Annotated in this window: 19 protein-coding genes; 17 read left to right on the top strand and 2 right to left on the bottom strand. The window is 35.1% G+C overall.

Annotated features, from left to right (window positions below; translation table 11 throughout):
- The first annotated feature begins 21 nt into the window (after nt 1–21).
- The 17 genes from nrfD (at nt 22) to HH304_RS17315 (ending at nt 19,451) form a co-directional block, all read left to right on the top strand.
- Entirely contained in the window at nt 22–1,386 is a 1,365-nt protein-coding gene (gene nrfD / locus HH304_RS17235; protein ID WP_169684466.1) for an NrfD/PsrC family molybdoenzyme membrane anchor subunit, read from the top strand.
- Between the two features lie 5 nt (nt 1,387–1,391).
- On the top strand, nt 1,392–1,919 hold the full coding sequence (locus HH304_RS17240) for a DUF3341 domain-containing protein (protein WP_169684468.1): 528 nt from the start codon (nt 1,392–1,394) through the stop codon (nt 1,917–1,919).
- Between the two features lie 10 nt (nt 1,920–1,929).
- Complete coding sequence (locus HH304_RS17245) at nt 1,930–2,562, top strand: c-type cytochrome (protein ID WP_169684471.1); 633 nt, start codon at nt 1,930–1,932, stop codon at nt 2,560–2,562.
- A gap of 9 nt (nt 2,563–2,571) precedes the next feature.
- Nucleotides 2,572–3,963, top strand: a complete 1,392-nt coding sequence (locus tag HH304_RS17250) for a quinol:cytochrome C oxidoreductase (protein WP_169684473.1) — start codon at nt 2,572–2,574, stop codon at nt 3,961–3,963.
- A gap of 22 nt (nt 3,964–3,985) precedes the next feature.
- The gene (locus HH304_RS17255; protein ID WP_169684475.1) at nt 3,986–5,053 is read left to right on the top strand and encodes a cytochrome c oxidase subunit II; all 1,068 of its coding nucleotides are present in this window, start codon (nt 3,986–3,988) and stop codon (nt 5,051–5,053) included.
- Between the two features lie 17 nt (nt 5,054–5,070).
- A complete protein-coding gene (locus HH304_RS17260; protein ID WP_169684477.1) occupies nt 5,071–6,951 on the top strand; it encodes a cytochrome c oxidase subunit I in 1,881 nt (626 codons plus the stop codon).
- Between the two features lie 34 nt (nt 6,952–6,985).
- Entirely contained in the window at nt 6,986–8,002 is a 1,017-nt protein-coding gene (locus HH304_RS17265; protein ID WP_333908766.1) for a COX15/CtaA family protein, read from the top strand.
- Complete coding sequence (gene cyoE, locus HH304_RS17270; RefSeq protein WP_169684482.1) at nt 7,995–8,888, top strand: heme o synthase; 894 nt, start codon at nt 7,995–7,997, stop codon at nt 8,886–8,888. The genes HH304_RS17265 and cyoE overlap by 8 nt, the downstream gene beginning before the upstream one ends.
- A 2-nt stretch (nt 8,889–8,890) precedes the next feature.
- Complete coding sequence (locus HH304_RS17275) at nt 8,891–9,499, top strand: cytochrome c oxidase subunit 3 (protein ID WP_271711676.1); 609 nt, start codon at nt 8,891–8,893, stop codon at nt 9,497–9,499.
- A gap of 16 nt (nt 9,500–9,515) precedes the next feature.
- Nucleotides 9,516–10,271, top strand: a complete 756-nt coding sequence (locus tag HH304_RS17280) for a cytochrome c oxidase subunit 3 (RefSeq protein ID WP_169684484.1) — start codon at nt 9,516–9,518, stop codon at nt 10,269–10,271.
- 27 nt (nt 10,272–10,298) lie between these two features.
- The gene (locus tag HH304_RS17285) at nt 10,299–10,670 is read left to right on the top strand and encodes a cytochrome C oxidase subunit IV family protein (protein WP_169684487.1); all 372 of its coding nucleotides are present in this window, start codon (nt 10,299–10,301) and stop codon (nt 10,668–10,670) included.
- 11 nt (nt 10,671–10,681) lie between these two features.
- Entirely contained in the window at nt 10,682–11,236 is a 555-nt protein-coding gene (locus tag HH304_RS17290) for a hypothetical protein (protein WP_169684489.1), read from the top strand.
- The gene (locus HH304_RS17295) at nt 11,229–11,768 is read left to right on the top strand and encodes a DUF420 domain-containing protein (RefSeq protein WP_169684491.1); all 540 of its coding nucleotides are present in this window, start codon (nt 11,229–11,231) and stop codon (nt 11,766–11,768) included. Before HH304_RS17290 ends, HH304_RS17295 begins: the two co-directional genes overlap by 8 nt.
- A gap of 11 nt (nt 11,769–11,779) precedes the next feature.
- Nucleotides 11,780–12,028 carry a hypothetical protein gene (locus HH304_RS17300; RefSeq protein WP_169684493.1) on the top strand — a complete coding sequence of 83 codons (249 nt, stop codon included), beginning with the start codon at nt 11,780–11,782 and terminating at the stop codon, nt 12,026–12,028.
- Nucleotides 12,029–12,101: 73 nt separating this feature from the next.
- Entirely contained in the window at nt 12,102–12,389 is a 288-nt protein-coding gene (locus HH304_RS17305) for a DUF983 domain-containing protein (RefSeq protein ID WP_169684495.1), read from the top strand.
- A 19-nt stretch (nt 12,390–12,408) separates the two neighbouring features.
- Nucleotides 12,409–16,080, top strand: coding sequence for a sensor histidine kinase (locus HH304_RS17310; RefSeq protein WP_169684497.1), 3,672 nt, complete (start codon nt 12,409–12,411; stop codon nt 16,078–16,080).
- Complete coding sequence (locus HH304_RS17315) at nt 16,080–19,451, top strand: hypothetical protein (RefSeq protein WP_169684499.1); 3,372 nt, start codon at nt 16,080–16,082, stop codon at nt 19,449–19,451. Before HH304_RS17310 ends, HH304_RS17315 begins: the two co-directional genes overlap by 1 nt.
- Here HH304_RS17315 and HH304_RS17320 read toward each other — a convergent pair.
- Both HH304_RS17320 and HH304_RS17325 read right to left on the bottom strand, forming a co-directional pair.
- Nucleotides 19,448–20,200, bottom strand: coding sequence for an ABC transporter ATP-binding protein (locus HH304_RS17320; RefSeq protein ID WP_169684503.1), 753 nt, complete (start codon nt 20,198–20,200; stop codon nt 19,448–19,450). The genes HH304_RS17315 and HH304_RS17320 overlap by 4 nt on opposite strands.
- Nucleotide 20,201: 1 nt before the next feature.
- Nucleotides 20,202–20,930 carry an MlaE family ABC transporter permease gene (locus tag HH304_RS17325; RefSeq protein ID WP_169684505.1) on the bottom strand — a complete coding sequence of 243 codons (729 nt, stop codon included), beginning with the start codon at nt 20,928–20,930 and terminating at the stop codon, nt 20,202–20,204.
- Between the last annotated feature and the right edge of the window lie 44 nt (nt 20,931–20,974).

The raw sequence follows: 20,974 nt of genomic DNA on the forward strand, positions 1-20,974 counted from the left end.
CCCGGAGATAGTAAATAAATTATGGAGGTTACTTCAACAGTAAGAAAGCCCTTGGTTACGGGTGGTAAGACATACCACGATGTAACGCAGGATATTTGCCAGTATGTGGAAAACAAACCACCGAAAACTTGGTTAGCTGCATTTACTTTTTCTTTCCTTGTATTACTTGTAGGTAGTTATGCCGTGGTAATGACTGTTTGGGAAGGAATCGGAATGTGGGGTCTTAACAAAACAGTAGGTTGGGCATGGGATATCACAAACTTCGTATGGTGGGTTGGTATCGGTCACGCGGGAACTTTGATTTCTGCGATCCTTTTACTCTTCAGACAAAAATGGAGAACATCAATTAACAGAGCTGCAGAAGCAATGACAATTTTTGCCGTTATTTGTGCTGCTATGTTCCCGGTACTTCACATGGGTAGACCATGGTTAGGAGCTTATTGGGCTCTTCCACTACCAAATACGTTTGGTTCTCTTTGGGTTAACTTTAACTCACCACTTCTTTGGGACGTATTTGCGATATCAACGTATTTCTCTGTATCATTAGTTTTCTGGTACATTGGTTTAATTCCTGATTTCGCAACTATTAGAGACAGAGCAACAAATAAAATCAGTAAAGCAATTTACGGTGGTCTTAGCATGGGCTGGGACGGAGGTGCTAAAAACTGGATGCACTATGAAGCAGTTTCATTGATCCTTGCAGGTATTGCAACTCCTCTAGTACTTTCTGTACACACTATCGTATCTTTTGACTTTGCTACTTCAGTAATTCCAGGATGGCACACTACAATTTTCCCTCCTTACTTCGTTGCTGGAGCGATTTTCTCAGGGTTTGCAATGGTATTAACTCTGATGCTCATCACAAGAAAAGTTTACAAACTTGAAGACTATATCACAATCAACCACATTGAGTTGATGAACCTTGTAATTCTAATTACAGGATCTATCGTAGGTATAGCTTATATCACTGAGTTATTCATGGCATGGTACTCTGGAGTTGTATATGAGCAATATGCATTCCTTAACAGAGCAACAGGTCCATACGCATGGGCATACTGGTCAATGATGACTTGTAACGTAATATCACCTCAGTTATTCTGGGTTAAGAAAATAAGAACAAGTTTAGCTGCAACATTCATTTTATCGATTATTGTAAACATCGGTATGTGGTTTGAGCGATTTGTAATTATTGTAACATCTCTGCACAGAGATTACCTTCCTTCAAGTTGGGCAATGTTTACTCCAACTTGGGCTGATATGGGTGTATATCTATTTACTTTCGGATTGTTCTTCACTGCATTCTTCCTATTTGCGAAGTTCTTCCCAGTGATCAACATGGCTGAAGTTAAATCTGTTTTGAAATCTAGTTCTGAACGCAAAGCTTAAGATCTATGAACACTGGAAAAAATTACTTAGTAGGTATTTTCTCTGAAGAGGATGTAGTAATGTCAGGGATACCAAAGATAAGAGAGGCAGGAGTTAAGATTGAAGAGGTTTATACTCCATACCCTGTTCATGGACTTGAGCATGTACTAGGGTACAGTAAATCAAAATTACCTATGATCGCATTCTTCTTCGGTCTGACAGGTACCTGTTTAGCATTAACAATGCAGATTGGTATGATGTATTTTGACTGGCCAATGATCATTGGAGGTAAAGACTTTTTAGCACTACCAGACTTTATACCTGTTACTTTCGAGTTAACAGTATTGCTTACAGCATTTGGTATGGTAGGAACGTTTTTCGTTACCAGAAATCTTAAGCCTTGGGCTGAACCTAAAATATTCGATGTAAGATCAACTGATGATAAGTATGTTATGGCAATCGATCTTGATGTAAATAACAAATCAGCAGATGAGATTCGAACTATTTTAAATGAAGCCGGTGCTTCTGAAGTTAATGAGAAAAGCTTTGAATAAACAATTGAGAATGATGTCATCAATAAAGAAATATTTTTATGCGTTAGTTGCCATTGCTATTCTGGCTTCTTGTGCTGCCGATGGTAATGATCCTGGGGTGGAATATGCTCCTCAGATGTATCACACAATTCCATACGAGCCATTAACGCAGATTCAAGATAAAGAAGCCGGTGCTTGGTTAACAAGTTCCGGTGTTGATTCGGTAGCTGAGTTTTATAACTCTAACCCGTACAATGAGCATAAAATGACTATGCGTCTGCCTGCAGAAAATACGGTAAGATATGCCGGTACTGCACCAATGCCTTATGAAATTCATAAGGATAGCTTTGATCTTGCTGGTCGTACTTTAAAAAATCCGCTTGATTCTACTCAGGCGATTGTTCAGCAAGGAAGAGCTCTTTACGAGCGTTTTTGTCAGCACTGCCACGGACCTGAAGGTAAGGGTGGTGAGACTGGAACTGTCGGTAAAGTTTATCCTGGTATCACTGGTTATTCATCAATTAGTGTAAAAGATAAACCAGCAGGTCATATTTTCCATGTTATTACTCATGGTAAAGGCCGTATGGGCGCTCATGGTTCTCAATTGAACCAGGAAGAGCGTTGGAAAATAGTTCGATACGTACAAATTCTGCAAAAGAAATAATAGATAGAAATGCACGCAGTAAATCACAACCTTGACGAGAAATTCACTTTCACCTCTTCGTTGAAGAGTAAGGTGCTTGCCGTTGGTATTATCGGATTCCTTCTGGTTATCATCGGTATATTCACTACATCTTCCGGAGACCATCATGGTGAAGAATCACACACGGCAGTAGCTGAGGTAGTTGCACAAGATCAGGATCAGCATGGAGACGATCATGCAACTGATGCAGGAGAAGGACATGCAGAAGCTTCTCATGGTGGTGGACACCATGAATTTGGCTGGGCTGACAGACTTAAGACTGATCTTTGGATCAATAATATTTATTTTAGTGGATTAGCGATAATCGGAGTTTTCTTCTTCGCTATTCAATATGTATCACAATCAGGATGGTCAGCAGGTGTGCTTAGAGTACCAATGTCTTTTGGTAACTGGCTTCCAATTGCTTTTGTACTGATGTTGATAGGTTTCTTTTGGGGAGGTAGTACTATCTTCCATTGGACTCATGGATATTTATATGATGAGAACTCTTCAATGTTCGATTCAATAATCAACGGTAAGGCCCCATTTTTCTTCTTCCCGTTTGAGCCAACTGGTGAGCATCCATTCCCTGTTTTCTGGATGATCAGACTTGTAGTATTCTTCGGTGTTTGGTACTGGATGTTTATTACAATGCGTAAAACTGCCTTGAAAGAGGATTTAGATCCGGATACAAAATATTGGCATAAGCTTGTTAAGCAAGGTGCTGTATTCTTAGTATTCTTCGCAGTTTCAAGTTCAGTTTCAGCATGGGACTGGGTACTTTCTATCGATACTCACTGGTTTAGTACTATGTTTGGTTGGTATGTATTTGCCAGCTGGTGGGTAAGTGGCCTTGCAGCTATTACTTTAATAGTATGTCTTCTTAAAGGTGCTGGTTATCTATCAGTAGTTAACAGTAACCACCTACATGACCTTGGAAAATTTGTTTTTGCATTCAGTATTTTCTGGACATATATCTGGTTCTCTCAGTTCTTACTGATCTACTATGCAAACATTCCTGAAGAAACAATTTATTTCATAGAAAGAATGAGCAGTGATCAATACGCACCGTTCTTCTACTTCAATCTTGTAATAAACTTTTTCTTCCCATTCTTGTTCTTAATGACAAGGGAATCAAAACGTCATCTAGCGTTCTTGAAAATTGCTTGTATTGCAGTTTTAGCAGGTCACTGGTTAGACTTTTACATGATGATTACACCAGGTGTGTTAAAAGAAAATGGAACTTTTGGAATCATGGAGATAGGATCCGCAATGTTCTTTGGTGCTGCATTTACTTTCGTAGCATTAACAAACCTTGCTAAATATCCATTGGTTGCAAAGAACCATCCGATGTTGGAGGAAAGTTTACATCATCACATTTAATTAAACTGTAACACTCGAAAAAATGGTAAATACATTAATTATACTCGGTGCTATCCTGATACTTGTAATTTTAGTTACAGTATTCAGAGTGATCACTTTAGTAGATGTTGCGAAGGGTTCGGACAAAAAGAGAGCGTCTGGAAGTAATACGACCAATGCATTATTATGGCCAATTTTCGGAATATTGTTTTTTGGATCAATATTCTACTATTCATTCGCAGCTTATGAGGATTATAAGCTTCCGGTAGCTTCTATTCACGGAGTTGAAACAGATGAACTATTTTGGATTACCATGATAGTAACTGGTATAGTTTTTATTTTAACTCACATTCTTTTATTCTGGTATAGCTGGAAATATAAGTTTGGTGAAAATAAGAAAGCTTTATTCTATCCGGATAACACAAAACTAGAGTTAGCATGGACAGTAGTTCCTGCAATTGCTTTAACAGTTTTGATCTTGAGTGGTCTGTTTGTTTGGAATGATATTACTGATGAAGCTCCTGAAGATGCTATAAACATTGAAGTGATGGGTTATCAATTTGCCTGGGGTGTTAGATACCCTGGCGCTGATGGTGAATTAGGAGACTATAACTATCAATTGATTGATCAGATTAATGCTTTCGGTGTTAATTTTAATGATAAAGCAGCTCTTGATGATTTCACTCCAATCAAGTTAGTAATTCCTAAGGATACTCCTATAAATCTTAATATTAGAGCAAGAGATGTTCTTCATAGTGTTTTTCTTCCTCACTTTAGAGTAAAAATGGACGCTGTTCCTGGTATGCCTACAAACTTTCATTTTGTAGCTACACATACTACTGAAGAAATGAGAAATGAAACTAAAAACCCTGATTTCAAGTATGAGATGGCTTGTACTGAAATTTGTGGAAGAGGTCACTTCTCTATGCGTATGGAAGTTGAAGTACTTACAAAAGAAGAGTACAAGAAGTGGGCAAGTGAGCAAAAGACATGGGTAAATATGAATCAGGATTACTTTACCGAAGGTCAAGGTAAGAAATTCAATTTACCATCACTGGCTGATAAGAGTCAGGAGAAAGAAGAGAAATTATCTGTTAACGCAGCACTTTAAGATTAAAATTAAAGACAATGTCTGAAATTAAAACACAAAACGTGCACATCGATTCTCATGAAGATCATCATGATGATCATGCACATCACGAAACGTTTATTTCAAAGTATATATTCACTACCGACCATAAAATGATCGGTAAGCAATTCCTGATGACAGGTATTTTCTGGGCACTAATAGGTGGTGCACTTTCTCTGATATTCAGGATTCAGCTTGGTTTTCCGGAAGCGGATATCTCATGGTTAAGACCAATGCTTGGTGAATGGATCACTCCTGAAGGAAAGCTTGATCCGGAATTTTATCTTGCATTAGTTACAATGCACGGTACCATCATGGTATTCTTTGTATTGACAGCTGGTTTGAGTGGTACTTTCAGTAACTTCCTGATTCCACTTCAGATTGGTGCAAGAGATATGGCTAGTGGATTTATGAACATGTTATCGTACTGGTTCTTCTTTGCATCTAGTGTGGTAATGTTTTCATCTTTATTTATAGAAACAGGTCCTGCAGCTGGTGGATGGGTAGTATATCCTCCATTAAGTGCACTAGAGCAAGCTATTCCTGGATCTGGTTTAGGTATGACAATGTGGTTGGTTGCAATGGCTTTATTCATTGTTTCAACTCTATTAGGTGGTATCAACTATATTACTACAGTAATCAACCTTAGAACTGAGGGTATGTCTTTCACTAGACTACCATTAACAATCTGGGCATTCTTTATTACTGCTGTAATTGGTTTATTATCATTTCCGGTATTATTTGCTGCTGCATTATTGTTAATTTTTGACAGAAGCTTTGGTACTGCGTTCTATCTTTCAGATATCTATATTGCTGGTGAGGCTCTACCTCAACAAGGTGGATCTCCAGTATTATATCAGCATTTATTCTGGTTCCTAGGTCACCCTGAAGTATATATTGTTATTATGCCTGCATTTGGTATTACTTCTGAAGTAATTTCTACAAATGCCAGAAAGCCAATATTTGGATACAGAGCAATGATTGGATCACTACTTGGTATTGCATTCTTGTCTTTCATTGTATGGGCGCACCACATGTTCGTTTCAGGAATGGATCCTTTCTTAGGAAGTGTATTTATGTTATTGACTCTAGTTATTGCGGTTCCATCAGCAGTAAAAGTTTTCAACTACCTGACTACTCTTTGGAAAGGTAACCTAGTATTTACTCCAGGTATGCTATTCTCAATTGGTTTAGTATCATTGTTTATTTCTGGTGGATTAACAGGTATTTTCCTTGGTAACTCAGCTATTGATATTCAATTGCACGATACATATTTCGTAGTAGCTCACTTCCACCTTGTAATGGGTAGTGCAGCGTTCTTTGGAATGATGGCAGGTGTTTATCACTGGTTCCCTAAGATGTTCGGTAGAATGATAAATGCTAAACTTGGATACTTACATTTCTGGTTAACATTTGCTGGTGTGTATTTAGTATTCTTCCCAATGCACTACATTGGTATTGCCGGATTCCCTAGAAGGTATTACACATGGAGTTCTTTTGAAACTTTCAGTGGAACATTCCAGGATCTGAATGCATTTGTAACTATAGCAGCTATTATTACTTTCGTTGCCCAGTTTATATTCTTATTTAACTTCTTCTACAGCATATATAAAGGTAGAAGAGCACCTCAGAACCCTTGGCATTCTAATACTTTAGAGTGGACTACTCCAGTTGAGCCTGGTCATGGTAACTGGCCTGGAGCAATTCCTAAAGTATATCGTTGGCCTTATGATTACAGTAAGCCAGGTGCTGCTGAAGATTTCATTCCTCAGACAGTTCCTTATTCAGAGACTCCGGAATCTAATACAGATTACGAGAATGAGCTTGCTGCATTAGAGAAAGTTAGTGGAATAGAAGAAGTTGGCGAGTCAAAAGAATAACTCGAGATACATTAATTTATTCAGAAAATGCGGTGTGCTCACCGTATTTTCTGTTTATATACTCATTCTTGTCGGTGGTATCGTAAGATCAACTGGCGCTGGTATGGGATGCCCTGATTGGCCAAAATGCTTTGGCAATTGGGTCCCGCCAACATCAGAATCACAGCTCCCCGAGAATTATGAGCAATATTATACTCAAAAGAGGGTAGAAAAGAATCAAAAGCTTGCTGGTTATTTAAATACTCTTGGATTTACCTCATTAGCTGAGAAAATTACAAATGATCCGCTAGTATTAGAAGAACAACCATTTAATGCAACCAAAACCTGGATTGAATATGTAAACAGGTTGGTAGGTGTAGTGATAGGTCTCTTTATTTTTGCAACTTTGGTGTTTTCAATTCCATTTGCATTTCAAAATAAAATATCCTATTTCATGCTTGCTTTGTTAGCATTTGTTTTGGTTGGGATTGAAGGTTGGATAGGTAGTGTGGTAGTATCTACAAACTTGCTGCCATGGATGATAACCTTGCATATGATTCTTGCTTTATTTATTGTTTTGATCCTTGAAAAATTAATTTTTAAGGTGATAAATCATCAGGAAGTTGATTCTAATGGTACTGTCAAGGTGATATTATGGGTCGGTCTTGTTTTATCTTTATTACAAATTATACTTGGTACACAAGTTAGGGAAAGTATAGATGAGATTGCATTAGCCTTGGGAGGAGATCAAAGAGATCTGTGGATTGGAGAGCTCGGAATGGGCTTTTATATTCACCGCACTTTCTCTTTATTAATCTTTGCTGTTCATGCTTATGTTGCCTGGATATGCTATAAGATGGGTAAGACTTCTGGTGAATTCTGGAAATGGTTAAAGTGGATATTAATCATAATAGCAATTGAAATTGTTTCCGGTGCAATCATGGCTTATTTCGCTATTCCTGCGGTTTTACAGCCAGTACATTTATTTTGTGCTGCTATAATGTTTGGAATACAGTATTGGGTCATTTTATTAATTTCAAATAAGAAAAAAGTTTCAGCTGTTAATGAATAAGTCGGCAGAAATTATAAATACAAATACAACATCCGTGAGGTTAAGGGCTTTCTTTATGCTGCTTAAACCCAGGTTGTCGATGCTAGTTGCTTTCTCCTCTGCATTTGGTTATGTGCTGGCAGTAAATGGAGGGATTGATTGGTTTGTACTTAGTATGTTGTCATTTGGCGGTTTTCTAGTATCCGGTGCTTCAGTAATATTTAATCAGATTATTGAAAAGGATTTAGATGCCAAAATGAATCGTACTAAAAACAGACCATTACCTAGTGGCATACTTTCCAATAATGAAGCGATGATATTTGCTTTACTAGTTGGAGTTGTAGGATTGGTAATATTATTTATCTATACTAATCCTTTAACGGTTCTATTATCTTTCATTTCAATGTTATTGTACAGTTTTGTTTATACTCCATTAAAAAGAGTAGGACCAATTGCTGTATTCGTTGGTGCGATACCAGGTGCTTTACCTCCATTAATTGGCTGGGTAGCATTTTCTGGTGATATAACATTCGAGGCATTGGTAATATTTGGCATTCAGTTTATCTGGCAGTTTCCTCATTTTTGGGCAATTGCATGGGTAGCAGATGATGATTACAGAAGAGCTGGCTTTAAATTATTACCAAACGGAGGTCGGAAAGATTTTAATTCAGCAGTGCAGATAATGACTTATACTCTCTTTTTACTTCCACTGAGTTTATTACCAGCTAAATTTGGAATAACTGGAATAGATTCAGCAATAGTGGCAATAATTTGTGGAGTTTTATTTTTAGCTCAAACATTTAAATTGATGATCGATAACAGTAGAAAATCGGCATTGAAGATTATGTTTGGATCATTTATTTATTTGCCGGTAGTGCAAATTGCATTTATGTTGGACAAAGTTTAGAGATGGAGAAGGAGAGAGAGAACATGGAAAAAGAATTGAAAATAACGAGAGAATCAAAAAGTATACTCAATATGCACCCACAGAAGTTTGCAATGTGGTTGTTCTTATTGACAGTACTAATGATTTTCGCTGCTTACACTAGTGCATATATAGTTCGTAAAGGACAGGGGAACTGGATCCCATTTGAACTACCGGTTACCTTTTTGTATAGCACTGGTATTATAGTATTAAGTAGTGTTTTTATGCAGTTATCATATTTTGCAGCTGCAAAAAACAATGTTAATGGAGTGAGGCTGTATACGCTTTTAACTTTCATAGCAGGAGTTGTATTTTTAATGATGCAATGGACGGGTTATGGCAAGTTAATAGATATGAATCTTTACTTTTCGGATCCAAATAATGTAAGTGGATCATTCATTTATGTAATTACCGGAGTACATGCAGTTCACCTTATAAGTGCACTAATTGTTCTTCTAATTGTCCTGATAACCACTTTCAAAGTTGAAAATATCAAAGATAAACTTGTACGAATGGAAATTTGTACAACTTATTGGCACTTTTTAGGTGGACTTTGGGTTTATTTATATTTATTTTTGCAACTAAATCAATAATCTAAAATAAAGTTAGATGGCTACAACAGCAACAATTAAGTCGCCTTCACAGAGCGTTTGGAACGGTGGAAATGCACCGATGAAGGCTAGTTACGGTAAATTAATGATGTGGTTTTTTCTATTGTCAGATGCATTTACATTCTCGGCATTATTGATCACATATGGAGTAATTCGTTATAGTTACCCTCAATACGACCCGTCGGTACATGGTGAGGTATTTAAATTTTCGACTGAATACTGGCCAATACCTGATTATGTTTTTGATGGTGTTCCTTTTCTTCATGGAGTTCACGCACCATTAATATTTGTGTCGATAATGACTTTCATTTTAATCTTGTCATCTGTGACCATGGTACTTGCTGTTGAAGCCGGTCATAGAAATGATAGAAAGGATGTAGAGAAATGGATGCTTTGGACTATCGTTGGAGGTTTAACTTTCCTTGGATGTCAGGCATGGGAGTGGGCTCACTTTATTACAGGTAAAGAAGAAGGTCTTGCCGGGGTTATTGAAGGAACTAAATTTTTTGGAGCGAACCTGATACAAAACCAATATGGACCACAAGGATTCGCTGATTTGTTCTTCTTTATTACAGGTTTCCACGGAACTCACGTATTTAGTGGTGTTGTTCTTAACTTCATTGTTTTTTATAATGTAGTAGTTGGAACTTATGATAAGAGAGGTCACTACGAAATGGTGGAAAAAGTTGGTCTTTACTGGCACTTTGTAGACCTTGTATGGGTATTCGTATTTACCTTCTTTTACCTTATCTAATTTTACAAAAGCAGAATTTAAAGAATCATGGCTAATATACAGACAGAACACTCAACAACTATACAACCTAGAAGTAAGGAAACTGTTAATAAGATCCTTAAGGTAACATTGATACTTGCCGTTATTACATTAATTGAGGTAGGAGCATCTTATGTGCTAGGTAGAAGTTGGGTACTATATTCATTTTTTATTGGTTTAACATTAGTTAAAGCATTTTATATTGTTTCTGAGTTCATGCACTTGAAGTATGAAGTGAAATCACTAATATGGGCAATTATGTTACCTTTACTATTTGTGATTTGGCTTTTAGTAGCTTTAAGAACCGAAAGTGCTGAGATCTTTAATGTTAAATTCTCTGATGAAACCAAAACCGAGGTTCCGGTAGAAACTCAAGAATAGTTATTCTATATATGAACAAAGCTTTCAAAGTCGGCATACTGCTTGTAATATTAGCTGTGCCGGCTTTTATTTTTGTATTTCTCCATAGTTTTGGAAGAAATTACTTTGATACAGATACATTTTACTCTGAAGGTGTCGATACTTTGCTTGTTGACTGTGAGGTAAAGCACCCAACTAAATACAGGGTAAATGATCCTACTTTTAGTTCTGATTCCATCAATGTTTATTTGTTGAATTCTGATCCTGTAATTAACTCCAGTTTGACCTCATCATGGATTAGCTGGTTCGAAGCATTCGATGAATTACCAGTATCATTTAAGCAGGTTATTGTTGATGAAACTTGTAATCAGAATGAATATTCAATTGATAATATCTTGTGTTTATCTCAATCTCAAATTGATAAACTTTACTGTAATTTAATTGTTAATAAAGAAGCAGTTACTGGTCCTTATGGCGTTCTAATCAACGAAGATAAAGTCATCAAAGGATATTTTAATTTATCTGAAAGTAAGGAGATAGACAGGCTTTTTGCTGAAATTCAAATTTTACTAACTAATTATGAATAGTAGTTCGATAAATAAGCCTACTCAATGGTTTGTTGGAGTTGTATCAGTTGTTGTACCATTATTGGTTGCATATTTATTATTTGCTGACCTTGGATTAGCCTCAGAACAAGGGTGGGTATATTCACTTCCAGGTCTTAACGCAGTTATTAATTCCGCTACAGCAATTTTATTGCTATTAGGGTTATATTTTATTAAAAAGGGTGATATTGTAAAACACAAGACCATGATGCTTGCTGCACTAGCATTAGGGGTTATTTTTCTGGTATCCTATTTAATTTATCATTCTTCTGTTACTAGTACAGTTTTTGGTGGTGAAGGAGCAATCAAATATGTTTATTACTTTCTGTTAATATCACATATCGTATTGTCTGTCGTTGAGGTGCCTTTGGTTTTGTTAGCTTTAATTTTCGCATTTACAAAACGTTATGACAAACATAAACGTATAGTAAGATGGGCATACCCTGTATGGTTATATGTTTCAGTTACAGGAGTCATAGTTTACCTTTTGATTAGCCCTTATTATAGTTTTTAAATTCGATTCAAATGAAGAAGTTATTATTTTCTTTATTGATATTAATCTCAAACATTGCTCTGAATGCACAATGTGCAATGTGCGTAGCTACTCTTGAAACCAATGTTAGTGAGGATGGAGGAAGTTTAGCTTCGAGTTTAAATACTGGAATTTTATATCTGTTTTTAACTCCTTATGTAGCAATTGGGGTTATTGCATTTTTATGGTATCGAACAAGTAAACGAAATGCCCAAAACAAGCTTAACAGCAGCTATTCTTAAAGAAAAATGCCCTCGGTGTAGAAAGGGGCCATTATATTCTTATCCGTTTTATGTATTAACCAGGTTTACCAAAATGCATGATAAATGTTCATGCTGTGGACAATCATTTGAGGTTGAACCAGGTTTTTACTTTGGCGCAATGTATATAAGCTATGCATTTATTGTTGCATTGTTTGTAGCTACTTCATTAATATTAAGGGTGTTGTTTGATCCATCACTAATATACTATCTGATAACTTTGCCTATAGTGTCAGTGATTTTGATGCCACTTATATTCAGATTTTCAAGAACTCTTTATCTTTACCTTGTTGGAGGTATAAAATATGATCCTGATCGTGTAATTCAGCACGAAAATTGCTAAACTGTATTTTAGTTTAGTAATGAAATACTCTAATAAATTTTTAAGCCTTGGTTTAGCGGTCTTTTGTCTGCTGATTTTTACTGTTTTATGGTTTCTATACGATTATCAGAAACAGAATGAATCTTACTATGTAAATAGAATAGAAAACAATGTTAACAGGGAAGTAAAAGAGATTGAAGATCTCTATAGTAAGCTGCCTTCTCCAGGAGATTCCATTGATTTTACTTTTGATAAATTAAATGAGTTAGTTAAACAGCCATTAATAATAATTGATGGAAATGAAGAGGCTATTTATTGGTCTACATCTCATTATTTACCCTTAGATAATGTTAGTTTAAAAACAGGTGTTAATCTAGTATCAAATAAGGATGGAGACTTTCTTACCTATGTTTTTCCGAGAAATGAGTATCAATATATTTTCTATTTACCCCTTTTCGTAAAAAGTGAGATTAATAATGCATACATAAATCCACAGGCGAACACCGGGATATTTGAAAATGATGGGATAAGGATATCTGAACTGATAGAATCTCCGGATCAATTTATCATAAAGGTAAAGGGTGTTCCTGTTTTTAGTGTATCCTTTCAACCTTCTTACCGGATTCACTTTGCCTTTGCAGATTTGTTTATGTTTTTATCAATTCTTGTATTTGCTATATTCTTTACAGTTTTTATAGCAAAGTTAGCAGGCAGTTATCATCGTAGTTATGCAATTCCCGTAGGGATATTGACGGTTCTGATTTTTCGAATACTGGCTTTATTTTTGGAGTTTCCATATGAATTTATAAATCTACGACTTTTTAATCCAAAGTTTTTTTCTGCTTCCTGGCTGGTTCCTACTCTCGGTGACCTGATGTTAAATATTATAGCTTTGTCTGTATTTGCAATCGGAAGCATGTACTATTATCAAAAACCTTCGGTAGTGAAGGCTATACATAAGCTTGGGAGAATTAAAAAGCTTGCTTTATCCACTCTTTTATTTTGTCTTGGGATAAGTTCTTTATCTCTGCAAATGTTTATTTTCAGGACGTTATACCATCACTCATCATGGACTTACGATATAACTTCTAACCTTTCTTTTTCTGGCTTGAAGATGATTTCTGTTTTGATCATATTTTTGAGTCTTGGCATTTTTATTCTATTCGGACATATAGCATATCAGGTTAATATTCATGTCTGGAGAAAGGAACCAAAGGTCTTCTGGATTTTGCTTTCAGCTTCTTCATTGATTTTCGTATTACTGACCTATTTGACAGATAACAACTTTATTCCTATAGTAATCATATATATAGTTTATACGCTTTCCATGTATGGTACACGGGCCGGAAAGCTATTTGTAAGGGTTCGGTATAATACTTTGTTTTATATCATAGGTAGCCTTATTATAACTTCAATAGCTGTAACAATAAGTGTATGGACATTTGAACAGGAAAGAATACGTGAGACTAAAGGAAGGGTTGCGTCAAAGCTTATAGAGAAAAATGATGTTTTGGGAGAATTTTTACTTCATGAAGCTTTAGAACAGATTAAGGAAGATAAGTTTATTCAAGCACGATTATTATCTCCAATAGTTAATAGAAAGTCGGTCGAAGATAAAGTTCAGAAGTATCATTTGGGCTCATATTTTGATAAATATAACATTGATATAACTCTTTTTGGTATAGATAAAGAGCCTGTTGATATTGTAGGTTCTCAGGTGCCATATCAGTTTTTCAAGTTTTATTATGAATCTGAAGAATACAAAACTGAGTATGAGAATATTTATTTTGAGTCAGTCAAAGGGAAACCACTTTTAGGTCATTATATCGCACTCCTTGAAATACCTTATAATGATAAGGTTATTGGTTATATGAAGATTGATCTAAACCTATTAAATAATCAATTGAATACTGTGTTTCCTGAGCTTTTGGTTGATACTGGGGTCAGTTCTGAAGTTGATGAATTTAAGAATGTTAGCTATGCCTTTTATGAAAATCTAAGTTTACTGACATCAGGAGGAGAGTTTAATTATTCATTAAGTTTTCCAAATCTCCGAGATGTATCAGATAGTACAAAGCTATTTACTAAGGGACTTGTAGTAGATAAATACAGACATTATGCTCAACATGGTGAAGAAGATCAAATATTACTTGTGTCGGTTCCCTATTACCCGGTAAGCTTTTTAATTAGTAATTTTTCATTTTACTTCGTATTACCTGTTCTATTCATATTATTATCTTCATTTATATTAACCATATATCATTTTATTAAGTCTACCAGGGTTTCTTTTACTACAAAACTTCAATTATACCTTAACCTGGTTTTTCTAATTCCTTTAATGGCTGTAAGCTATTCGGCCATAAACTTAATATCTACTACATACAGGAATGATATACGTTCAGAATACCTTCAGAAAAGTAAGAATACGAGTGATCAGCTAATAGATGATATTAATAAAGTTTTTACTGGGGACATGACCAGGGAAGAACTTGAAAAAGAATTGAAAGATATTTCAAGGTTTGCTCAGCTTGATATCAATTTGTATGATGTTGATGGGTATTTACTTGCTACTAGTCAACCGAGGATTTTTGAAAAGAAGATATTTTCAAATCAATTGAATCCGGAGGCTTATGCAAAGATTATTGAAAGGGGATATGAAGAAATCATTATCGATGAAAAAGCTGGTGATTTGTCGTTTAAATCTTCTTTTTCAGGTGTTAATGCATTTAATAGTAACCGAAAACTTGGTGTCATTAATATTCCTTATTTTGAATCCGGAGAGGAACTTGAAAACCATATAATTGACGGAATTGTAAATATTCTCAATCTGGCGGCATTTACTTTTCTTATATTTTTGGCTATATCTTATTTTAGTTCATCAATGCTGACTAAACCATTGAGATATATAGCTAATAAAATTGGTAAAACTTCACTTGGGGATAATGAGCCCTTGAACTGGAAGTCAAATGATGAGATAGGATTACTTGTTGAGCAGTATAACCGAATGCTTGGAAAACTTGAAGAGAGCAGGAGGGCTTTATCGGCTTCTGAAAAGGAATCTGCATGGAGAGAAATGGCTAAACAGGTAGCTCATGAGATTAAAAATCCTTTAACCCCTATGAGGTTAAGCCTTCAACACCTACAGAGGTTAAATGATAGTGATGATAAATTAAAGAACCTTTCTGAAAGTTTAATTCGTCAAGTTGATACCCTTAGTGATATTGCAACATCATTTAGTGCTTTTGCCAAGATGCCTATTCCTGAAAGTGCGATTTTTAACCTCACGAAAGTAGTTAGAGATTCAGCAGAGATTTTTAAACGTCAGGAAGGAGCATTTAAAGTTGATATTCCGGATGAAGAAATTATCGTTAAAGGGGATGAAAAGCTGATAGGCAGGATTATTAATAATTTATTGATCAATGCCAAGCAATCTGTAGTAGATGAAGGTACTGCAGAAATCTTTCTTGAATTGTCAGTGCAAGATGACAAGAATGTAATGATCATGGTGAAAGATAACGGAGAGGGGATTCCTGATTCTCTTAGAGAAAAAGTATTTATTCCAAACTTCAGTACTAAATCTACAGGATCAGGTATTGGTCTTGCTATTGCTAAAAGAGGAATTGAGCATGCGCAAGGAAGTATTTGGTTTGAATCTGAGATAGGTAAAGGAACTGTATTTTTTATATCTTTACCTTTGTATAAGGATGCTTGATGAGAATTTTACCACTGATAATATCGTTTCTGTTTGCCTACTCAATTTTAGGGCAAACTAAAGAAGATATATGTTTTCAGGTAAGAATTTTTCAAAATGATACCGTTAAGGTTAGTGCAGATAATCTCATCTCAGGTTCATTATATGTCCTGTCAGCTTCCAAGGATTATTATACTTTTACTTCTGATACTTCCTTTATCTGGCAATCTGAATCATCATTAATTTCTGTCTGTTACCAAAAGGAAAATGCTGCTTATCAAGATCTGTATAAATATTCTGCTGCCACATATGATAGTAATGCGTTATTCAGGCCGGCTCCCTTAATTGTGGAAAATCAAAAATCAAATCTAACATTTGAAAACAGCAGACTTCAGACATCAGGAGTACTTAGCAGGGCGGTAAATACCGGAACAAATAATGATGCAGGTATACAATCAGAGCTTCTATTAAATCTAAATGGTAATCTATCTGATGATATTCGTGTTAATGCCAGAATTTCGGATAGAAATGTTCCTTATCAGCCAGAAGGAAATACTGCTCAGTTACAAGATTTTGACAAGGTCTTTATAAATGTTTTTACTGATAGATATAGCATCGAAGCTGGTGATATTCAGTTTAAGAATTCATCTGATTATTTTTTAAGATATCAAAAGAATGTACAAGGAATAGGTTTGAAAGTAAAACCAAAGGATACTTTAGGAACCTATGTTGAATTAAAAGGGGGAATAAATAAAGGGAAGTTTACAACAGTTTATATAAATCCCATTGAAGGTGTATCCGGCCCTTATAGATTGTCGGAAGGAATAAACGAGTTGTACCCGGTAGTAATTGCCAATAGTGAAAGAGTCTTTTTAGATGGTCGATTGTTACAAAGAGGATTTGATAATGATTATATAATTGATTACAATACTGCCGAGATAACTTTTTCTCCTGATATTTTAATAACAGAATTTAGTCGAATCAGAGTAGATCTGGAATATGCAGTTTTATCTTACCCTCGATCTACATTTAATTCGAAAGTAGAGCATAGATTTAAAAAGGGGAGCATAAGTGTAGAATACTATAACGAGCAAGATAACTACAAGAAGCCATTAAGGTTCAGTAATAGTTCTGAAATTATTGATCAATTGATTGAGGCTGGTGATACATCGCAAGCAGTTATACCAGGTTATTCTATTTTTGAAGGCGATGCTTCACAGACATTAGAAAATCTGTATATCCGAAAAGATTCGTTGATAGATGGCTTGAATTATCAATATTTTGAAATCTACACAAATAGTCAAGATGCCGATACGCTTTACAAAGTCAATTTTGAGTATCTGGGATTAGGTGAAGGTAGTTATTCAAGGAGACAATTGAATGGTCAGGCTATTTATGTTTGGGAAGGTAATGAAAATGCTGGTGAATATGACCCGGTTTCAATTGTTCCTTTGCCTAATAAAAACTCAATGGTATCCTTATCAGGTAAGCTCGATATAACTAAAAATGAGACACTGATTATTAATTCAGCATTAAATATCCATGAATCTAACAGATATTACTCAAAGGCAAATAATCAATCAATAAAAGGATATGCGAATAACATTCAGGTATTGAGTAATCGCAGGGTATCTGGTTTTGAGCTAAAACAACATCTTTCAGTAGATATTATTGGAGAAAATTTTCAGGGAATTGACAGGTTTAGAAATATGGAGTTTGACAGGGATTGGGGACAATTACGAGATACCTTAAGTCAGGAAAATCTTATTTCTTATCGTGTTGGATTTTCTTCTTCAAAATCAAATTATAGTTATCAAATCAAGCATAGAGATAAAGAGAATATATTAAATGGAACTGATCATCAGTTTACAATTTATCAGCAGCTAGGTAAATGGGCTATTAATGGATTATTCAATAGAATGGAGGGTAGTTATTATGGAAATCAAAATAGTTGGGGTAAGGAATATTTTTCAATAGAAAAGAATAAAGGTAGGTGGCAACCTGGATATAAATTTTCATCTGAAAGAAACATTCTTAAAAATGATAATGATGATTTTGTGATCAGATCACTGCAGTATTTTAATAACCATGACCTTTATCTGAATTTTAATGATTCTTCCGGAAGTAATTTTCAAACTGGATTATTTTATCGTGAAGATAAATCTCCTGTTAACGGATCAATGTTGGATTATAGTAAATCAATAAATGGATATCTCAAAGGGAACTTAAGTTTTTTGGGTGATCATAGATTAAGAGGTGCTGTTATTTTGAGATCCATTGATTATGCTTTCGAAAAAGAGGATGAGACTTATGCTCAGGGTAGGATAGGCTTATCCGGGGCAATACAACGTATTGGACTCAACTATAATGTTGACTGGAATCTTCAAAGCAGTAGAGAGTTGAGAAGAAACTTCACATTTATTGAAGTGCCATTAGGGCAAGGTACTCATACATGGATAGATGAAAATAATAATGGAATAAAAGAACTAGGAGAGTTTTTTGAAGCATATAACCCGGATGAAAGGAAATATGCTAAAGTTTTTACTCCTGGAAATGATTATCTGGATGCTTTTTTGAGTAGGCTAAGCTTTAACTACAGATGGTCAATGGCGGGAATCACTAAATCAAGAATATTAAATGGATTTTCATTTAATGGAAATTTGCTATATGAACAAAAAACACAGGCGTCATCATTTTCTGAAAGAGTTAATCCTTTTAAGGAACTTGATAATAGTGTGATTTTTAGCAATGTGATTAATAATTACATTTTTAAATGGCAGTCTATGAATCAAGGATGGTATGTCCAATATGGACATAGAATCAGGTCTAGAAGACAGTTGTTGTTTAGCGGATTTGATACCTATCGAAATACACGTTCAAAAGTATTACTTAACGTACCTATTGGAGATGAATGGCAGTCTGAATTGGGTTTTATTTCAGAATTCAACTATAATGAAGCTGAGAATCTTACTCAAAAAAACTTTAAAATCCAGCAGTATATAGTAAACCCGGCATTAAGTTGGTTACCCTCCAATAAGTTTAAAGCTAAAATAGAATATAGAATAAAATCAAAAGACGATTTGAATTCTGATGTTCAGAGTAATGCTACCTGGCAAGAAGGGGTGATTTCAATAACAGGTAATAGCAATAATAACTTTGTAGCAACTCTAAACTTAGAATATAAAAACATTAATTATGATGGTGAAGTGAATTCAGCATCAGGATATCAAATGCTTGAAGGGTTCAGATCAGGTAATAACTTTTTATGGAGCTCTTCTTTAAGAAAAGAAATTATTAAGGGTCTTGTTCTAAACTTATATTATCAGGGTCGCAAACCTTCAGGAACCAGAGTGTTTCATTTTGCATCCTTACAAGGCAGTATCCTTTTTTAAGATTGTTCTTTCAGCCTTCTCAAAATATGATTTGCAAAAATAAATTCTTGTAACTCCGGAACATCATTATAAAGAATGTTGTCTTTTGTGCCATCCCATAATTTTTGGCCCTGATAGATAAACATGATATAATCTCCAATTTCGATTACAGAGTTCATATCATGAGTAACAACAACAGTTGTAATGTTATATTCAAAAGTGATTTCTTTAATTAGTTCGTCAATAAGTATCGAGGTTTGTGGGTCAAGTCCTGAGTTTGGTTCATCACAGAATAGAAACTTAGAGTTGTTAACTATTGCTCTGGCAATACCTACTCTTTTTTTCATTCCCCCACTGATTTCAGAAGGCATTTTTTTATTGACATTTTCAAGTCCCACTCTTTCAAGACAAAAATTTACCCGGTCAAGTTTTTCAGAGTGCGACATGTTTGTCAATATATTTAATGGAAACATCACATTCTGTTCGACGGTCATCGAATCAAAAAGTGCACCTCCTTGAAAAAGCATACCAATCTCCTGTCTTATTTGCCTTTGAATTTCCTTGTCAGAATTAAAGAAATCCCGACCTTTATAAAAGATATTGCCTTCATTTGGCGTAATAAGTCCCACAATACACTTTAATAGTACACTTTTACCTGTTCCACTTGCACCAATAATCATATTAACCTGTCCTTCCTGAAACTGACCGGAAATTCCTTTTATGACTTCAGTGCCTTTAAATGATTTTCTTATATCTTTTATTTCAATCATTTTATAAAAGTAATTGAGCGAGTAGATAATCTGCTAAAAGAATGGCAATAACACTATTTGTAACCGCACTTGTACTGGCTAACCCAACCTCTAATGCACCACCTTTTGTGAAAAATCCTTTATAAGCAGAAATACTGCTAACTAAAAATGCAAATACAACAGATTTAATAAGTGCAAATGTGACTGTATATTGATTAAAATCAAGTCTTATACCATAAATGTATTCTTGTTCTGTAATTATGTTAGTCATAATACCAGCCAGGTATCCTCCAAATATCGAAAGAAATGCGGCCATAATTACTAATAAAGGATACATAAAAACAGAAGCTAGGATTTTAGGTAATATAAGATAGGAAGCACCATTGATTCCCATTACTTCTAATGCATCTATTTGTTCCGTTATACGCATTGTACCCAGCTCTCCTGCTATGTTTGAGCCAACTTTTCCGGCGAATACAATAGCCATAATAGTTGGAGCTAACTCCAGAACTGTCATATCTCTAACTATTAATCCAATAACATTGTTAGGTATAAGTGGGCTTACAAGGTTATATGCTGTTTGAACAGCGGTAACCGCACCCATAAACGAACTTACAATGACAACGATCACGATGGAATTAAACCCAATTAAAACGCATTCGTTGATGGTGAGTTTTAAATATGTTCTAAAAGACTCCCGATTCTTAAAAAGTGAACCAAGAAGCATGAAATATTTGCCTATACTATTCAAAATATCCTGGCGATTTAGGTGACAAGCCAAAAATAACCAAAATT

It is taken from the genome of Marinigracilibium pacificum, assembly GCF_012926615.1.
Classification (GTDB): domain Bacteria; phylum Bacteroidota; class Bacteroidia; order Cytophagales; family Cyclobacteriaceae; genus Mangrovivirga; species Mangrovivirga pacifica.

Excerpts from the sequence above, each read along its gene's own strand:
- nrfD (WP_169684466.1), top strand. The coding sequence starts at position 22 with ATGGAGGTTACTTCAACAGTAAGAAAGCCCTTGGTTACGGGTGGTAAG.
- HH304_RS17240 (WP_169684468.1), top strand. The coding sequence starts at position 1,392 with ATGAACACTGGAAAAAATTACTTAGTAGGTATTTTCTCTGAAGAGGAT.
- HH304_RS17245 (WP_169684471.1), top strand. The coding sequence starts at position 1,930 with ATGATGTCATCAATAAAGAAATATTTTTATGCGTTAGTTGCCATTGCT.
- HH304_RS17250 (WP_169684473.1), top strand. The coding sequence starts at position 2,572 with ATGCACGCAGTAAATCACAACCTTGACGAGAAATTCACTTTCACCTCT.
- HH304_RS17255 (WP_169684475.1), top strand. The coding sequence starts at position 3,986 with ATGGTAAATACATTAATTATACTCGGTGCTATCCTGATACTTGTAATT.
- HH304_RS17260 (WP_169684477.1), top strand. The coding sequence starts at position 5,071 with ATGTCTGAAATTAAAACACAAAACGTGCACATCGATTCTCATGAAGAT.
- cyoE (WP_169684482.1), top strand. The coding sequence starts at position 7,995 with ATGAATAAGTCGGCAGAAATTATAAATACAAATACAACATCCGTGAGG.
- HH304_RS17275 (WP_271711676.1), top strand. The coding sequence starts at position 8,891 with ATGGAGAAGGAGAGAGAGAACATGGAAAAAGAATTGAAAATAACGAGA.
- HH304_RS17280 (WP_169684484.1), top strand. The coding sequence starts at position 9,516 with ATGGCTACAACAGCAACAATTAAGTCGCCTTCACAGAGCGTTTGGAAC.
- HH304_RS17285 (WP_169684487.1), top strand. The coding sequence starts at position 10,299 with ATGGCTAATATACAGACAGAACACTCAACAACTATACAACCTAGAAGT.
- HH304_RS17290 (WP_169684489.1), top strand. The coding sequence starts at position 10,682 with ATGAACAAAGCTTTCAAAGTCGGCATACTGCTTGTAATATTAGCTGTG.
- HH304_RS17295 (WP_169684491.1), top strand. The coding sequence starts at position 11,229 with ATGAATAGTAGTTCGATAAATAAGCCTACTCAATGGTTTGTTGGAGTT.
- HH304_RS17300 (WP_169684493.1), top strand. The coding sequence starts at position 11,780 with ATGAAGAAGTTATTATTTTCTTTATTGATATTAATCTCAAACATTGCT.
- HH304_RS17305 (WP_169684495.1), top strand. The coding sequence starts at position 12,102 with ATGCATGATAAATGTTCATGCTGTGGACAATCATTTGAGGTTGAACCA.
- HH304_RS17310 (WP_169684497.1), top strand. The coding sequence starts at position 12,409 with ATGAAATACTCTAATAAATTTTTAAGCCTTGGTTTAGCGGTCTTTTGT.
- HH304_RS17315 (WP_169684499.1), top strand. The coding sequence starts at position 16,080 with ATGAGAATTTTACCACTGATAATATCGTTTCTGTTTGCCTACTCAATT.
- HH304_RS17320 (WP_169684503.1), bottom strand. The coding sequence starts at position 20,200 with ATGATTGAAATAAAAGATATAAGAAAATCATTTAAAGGCACTGAAGTC.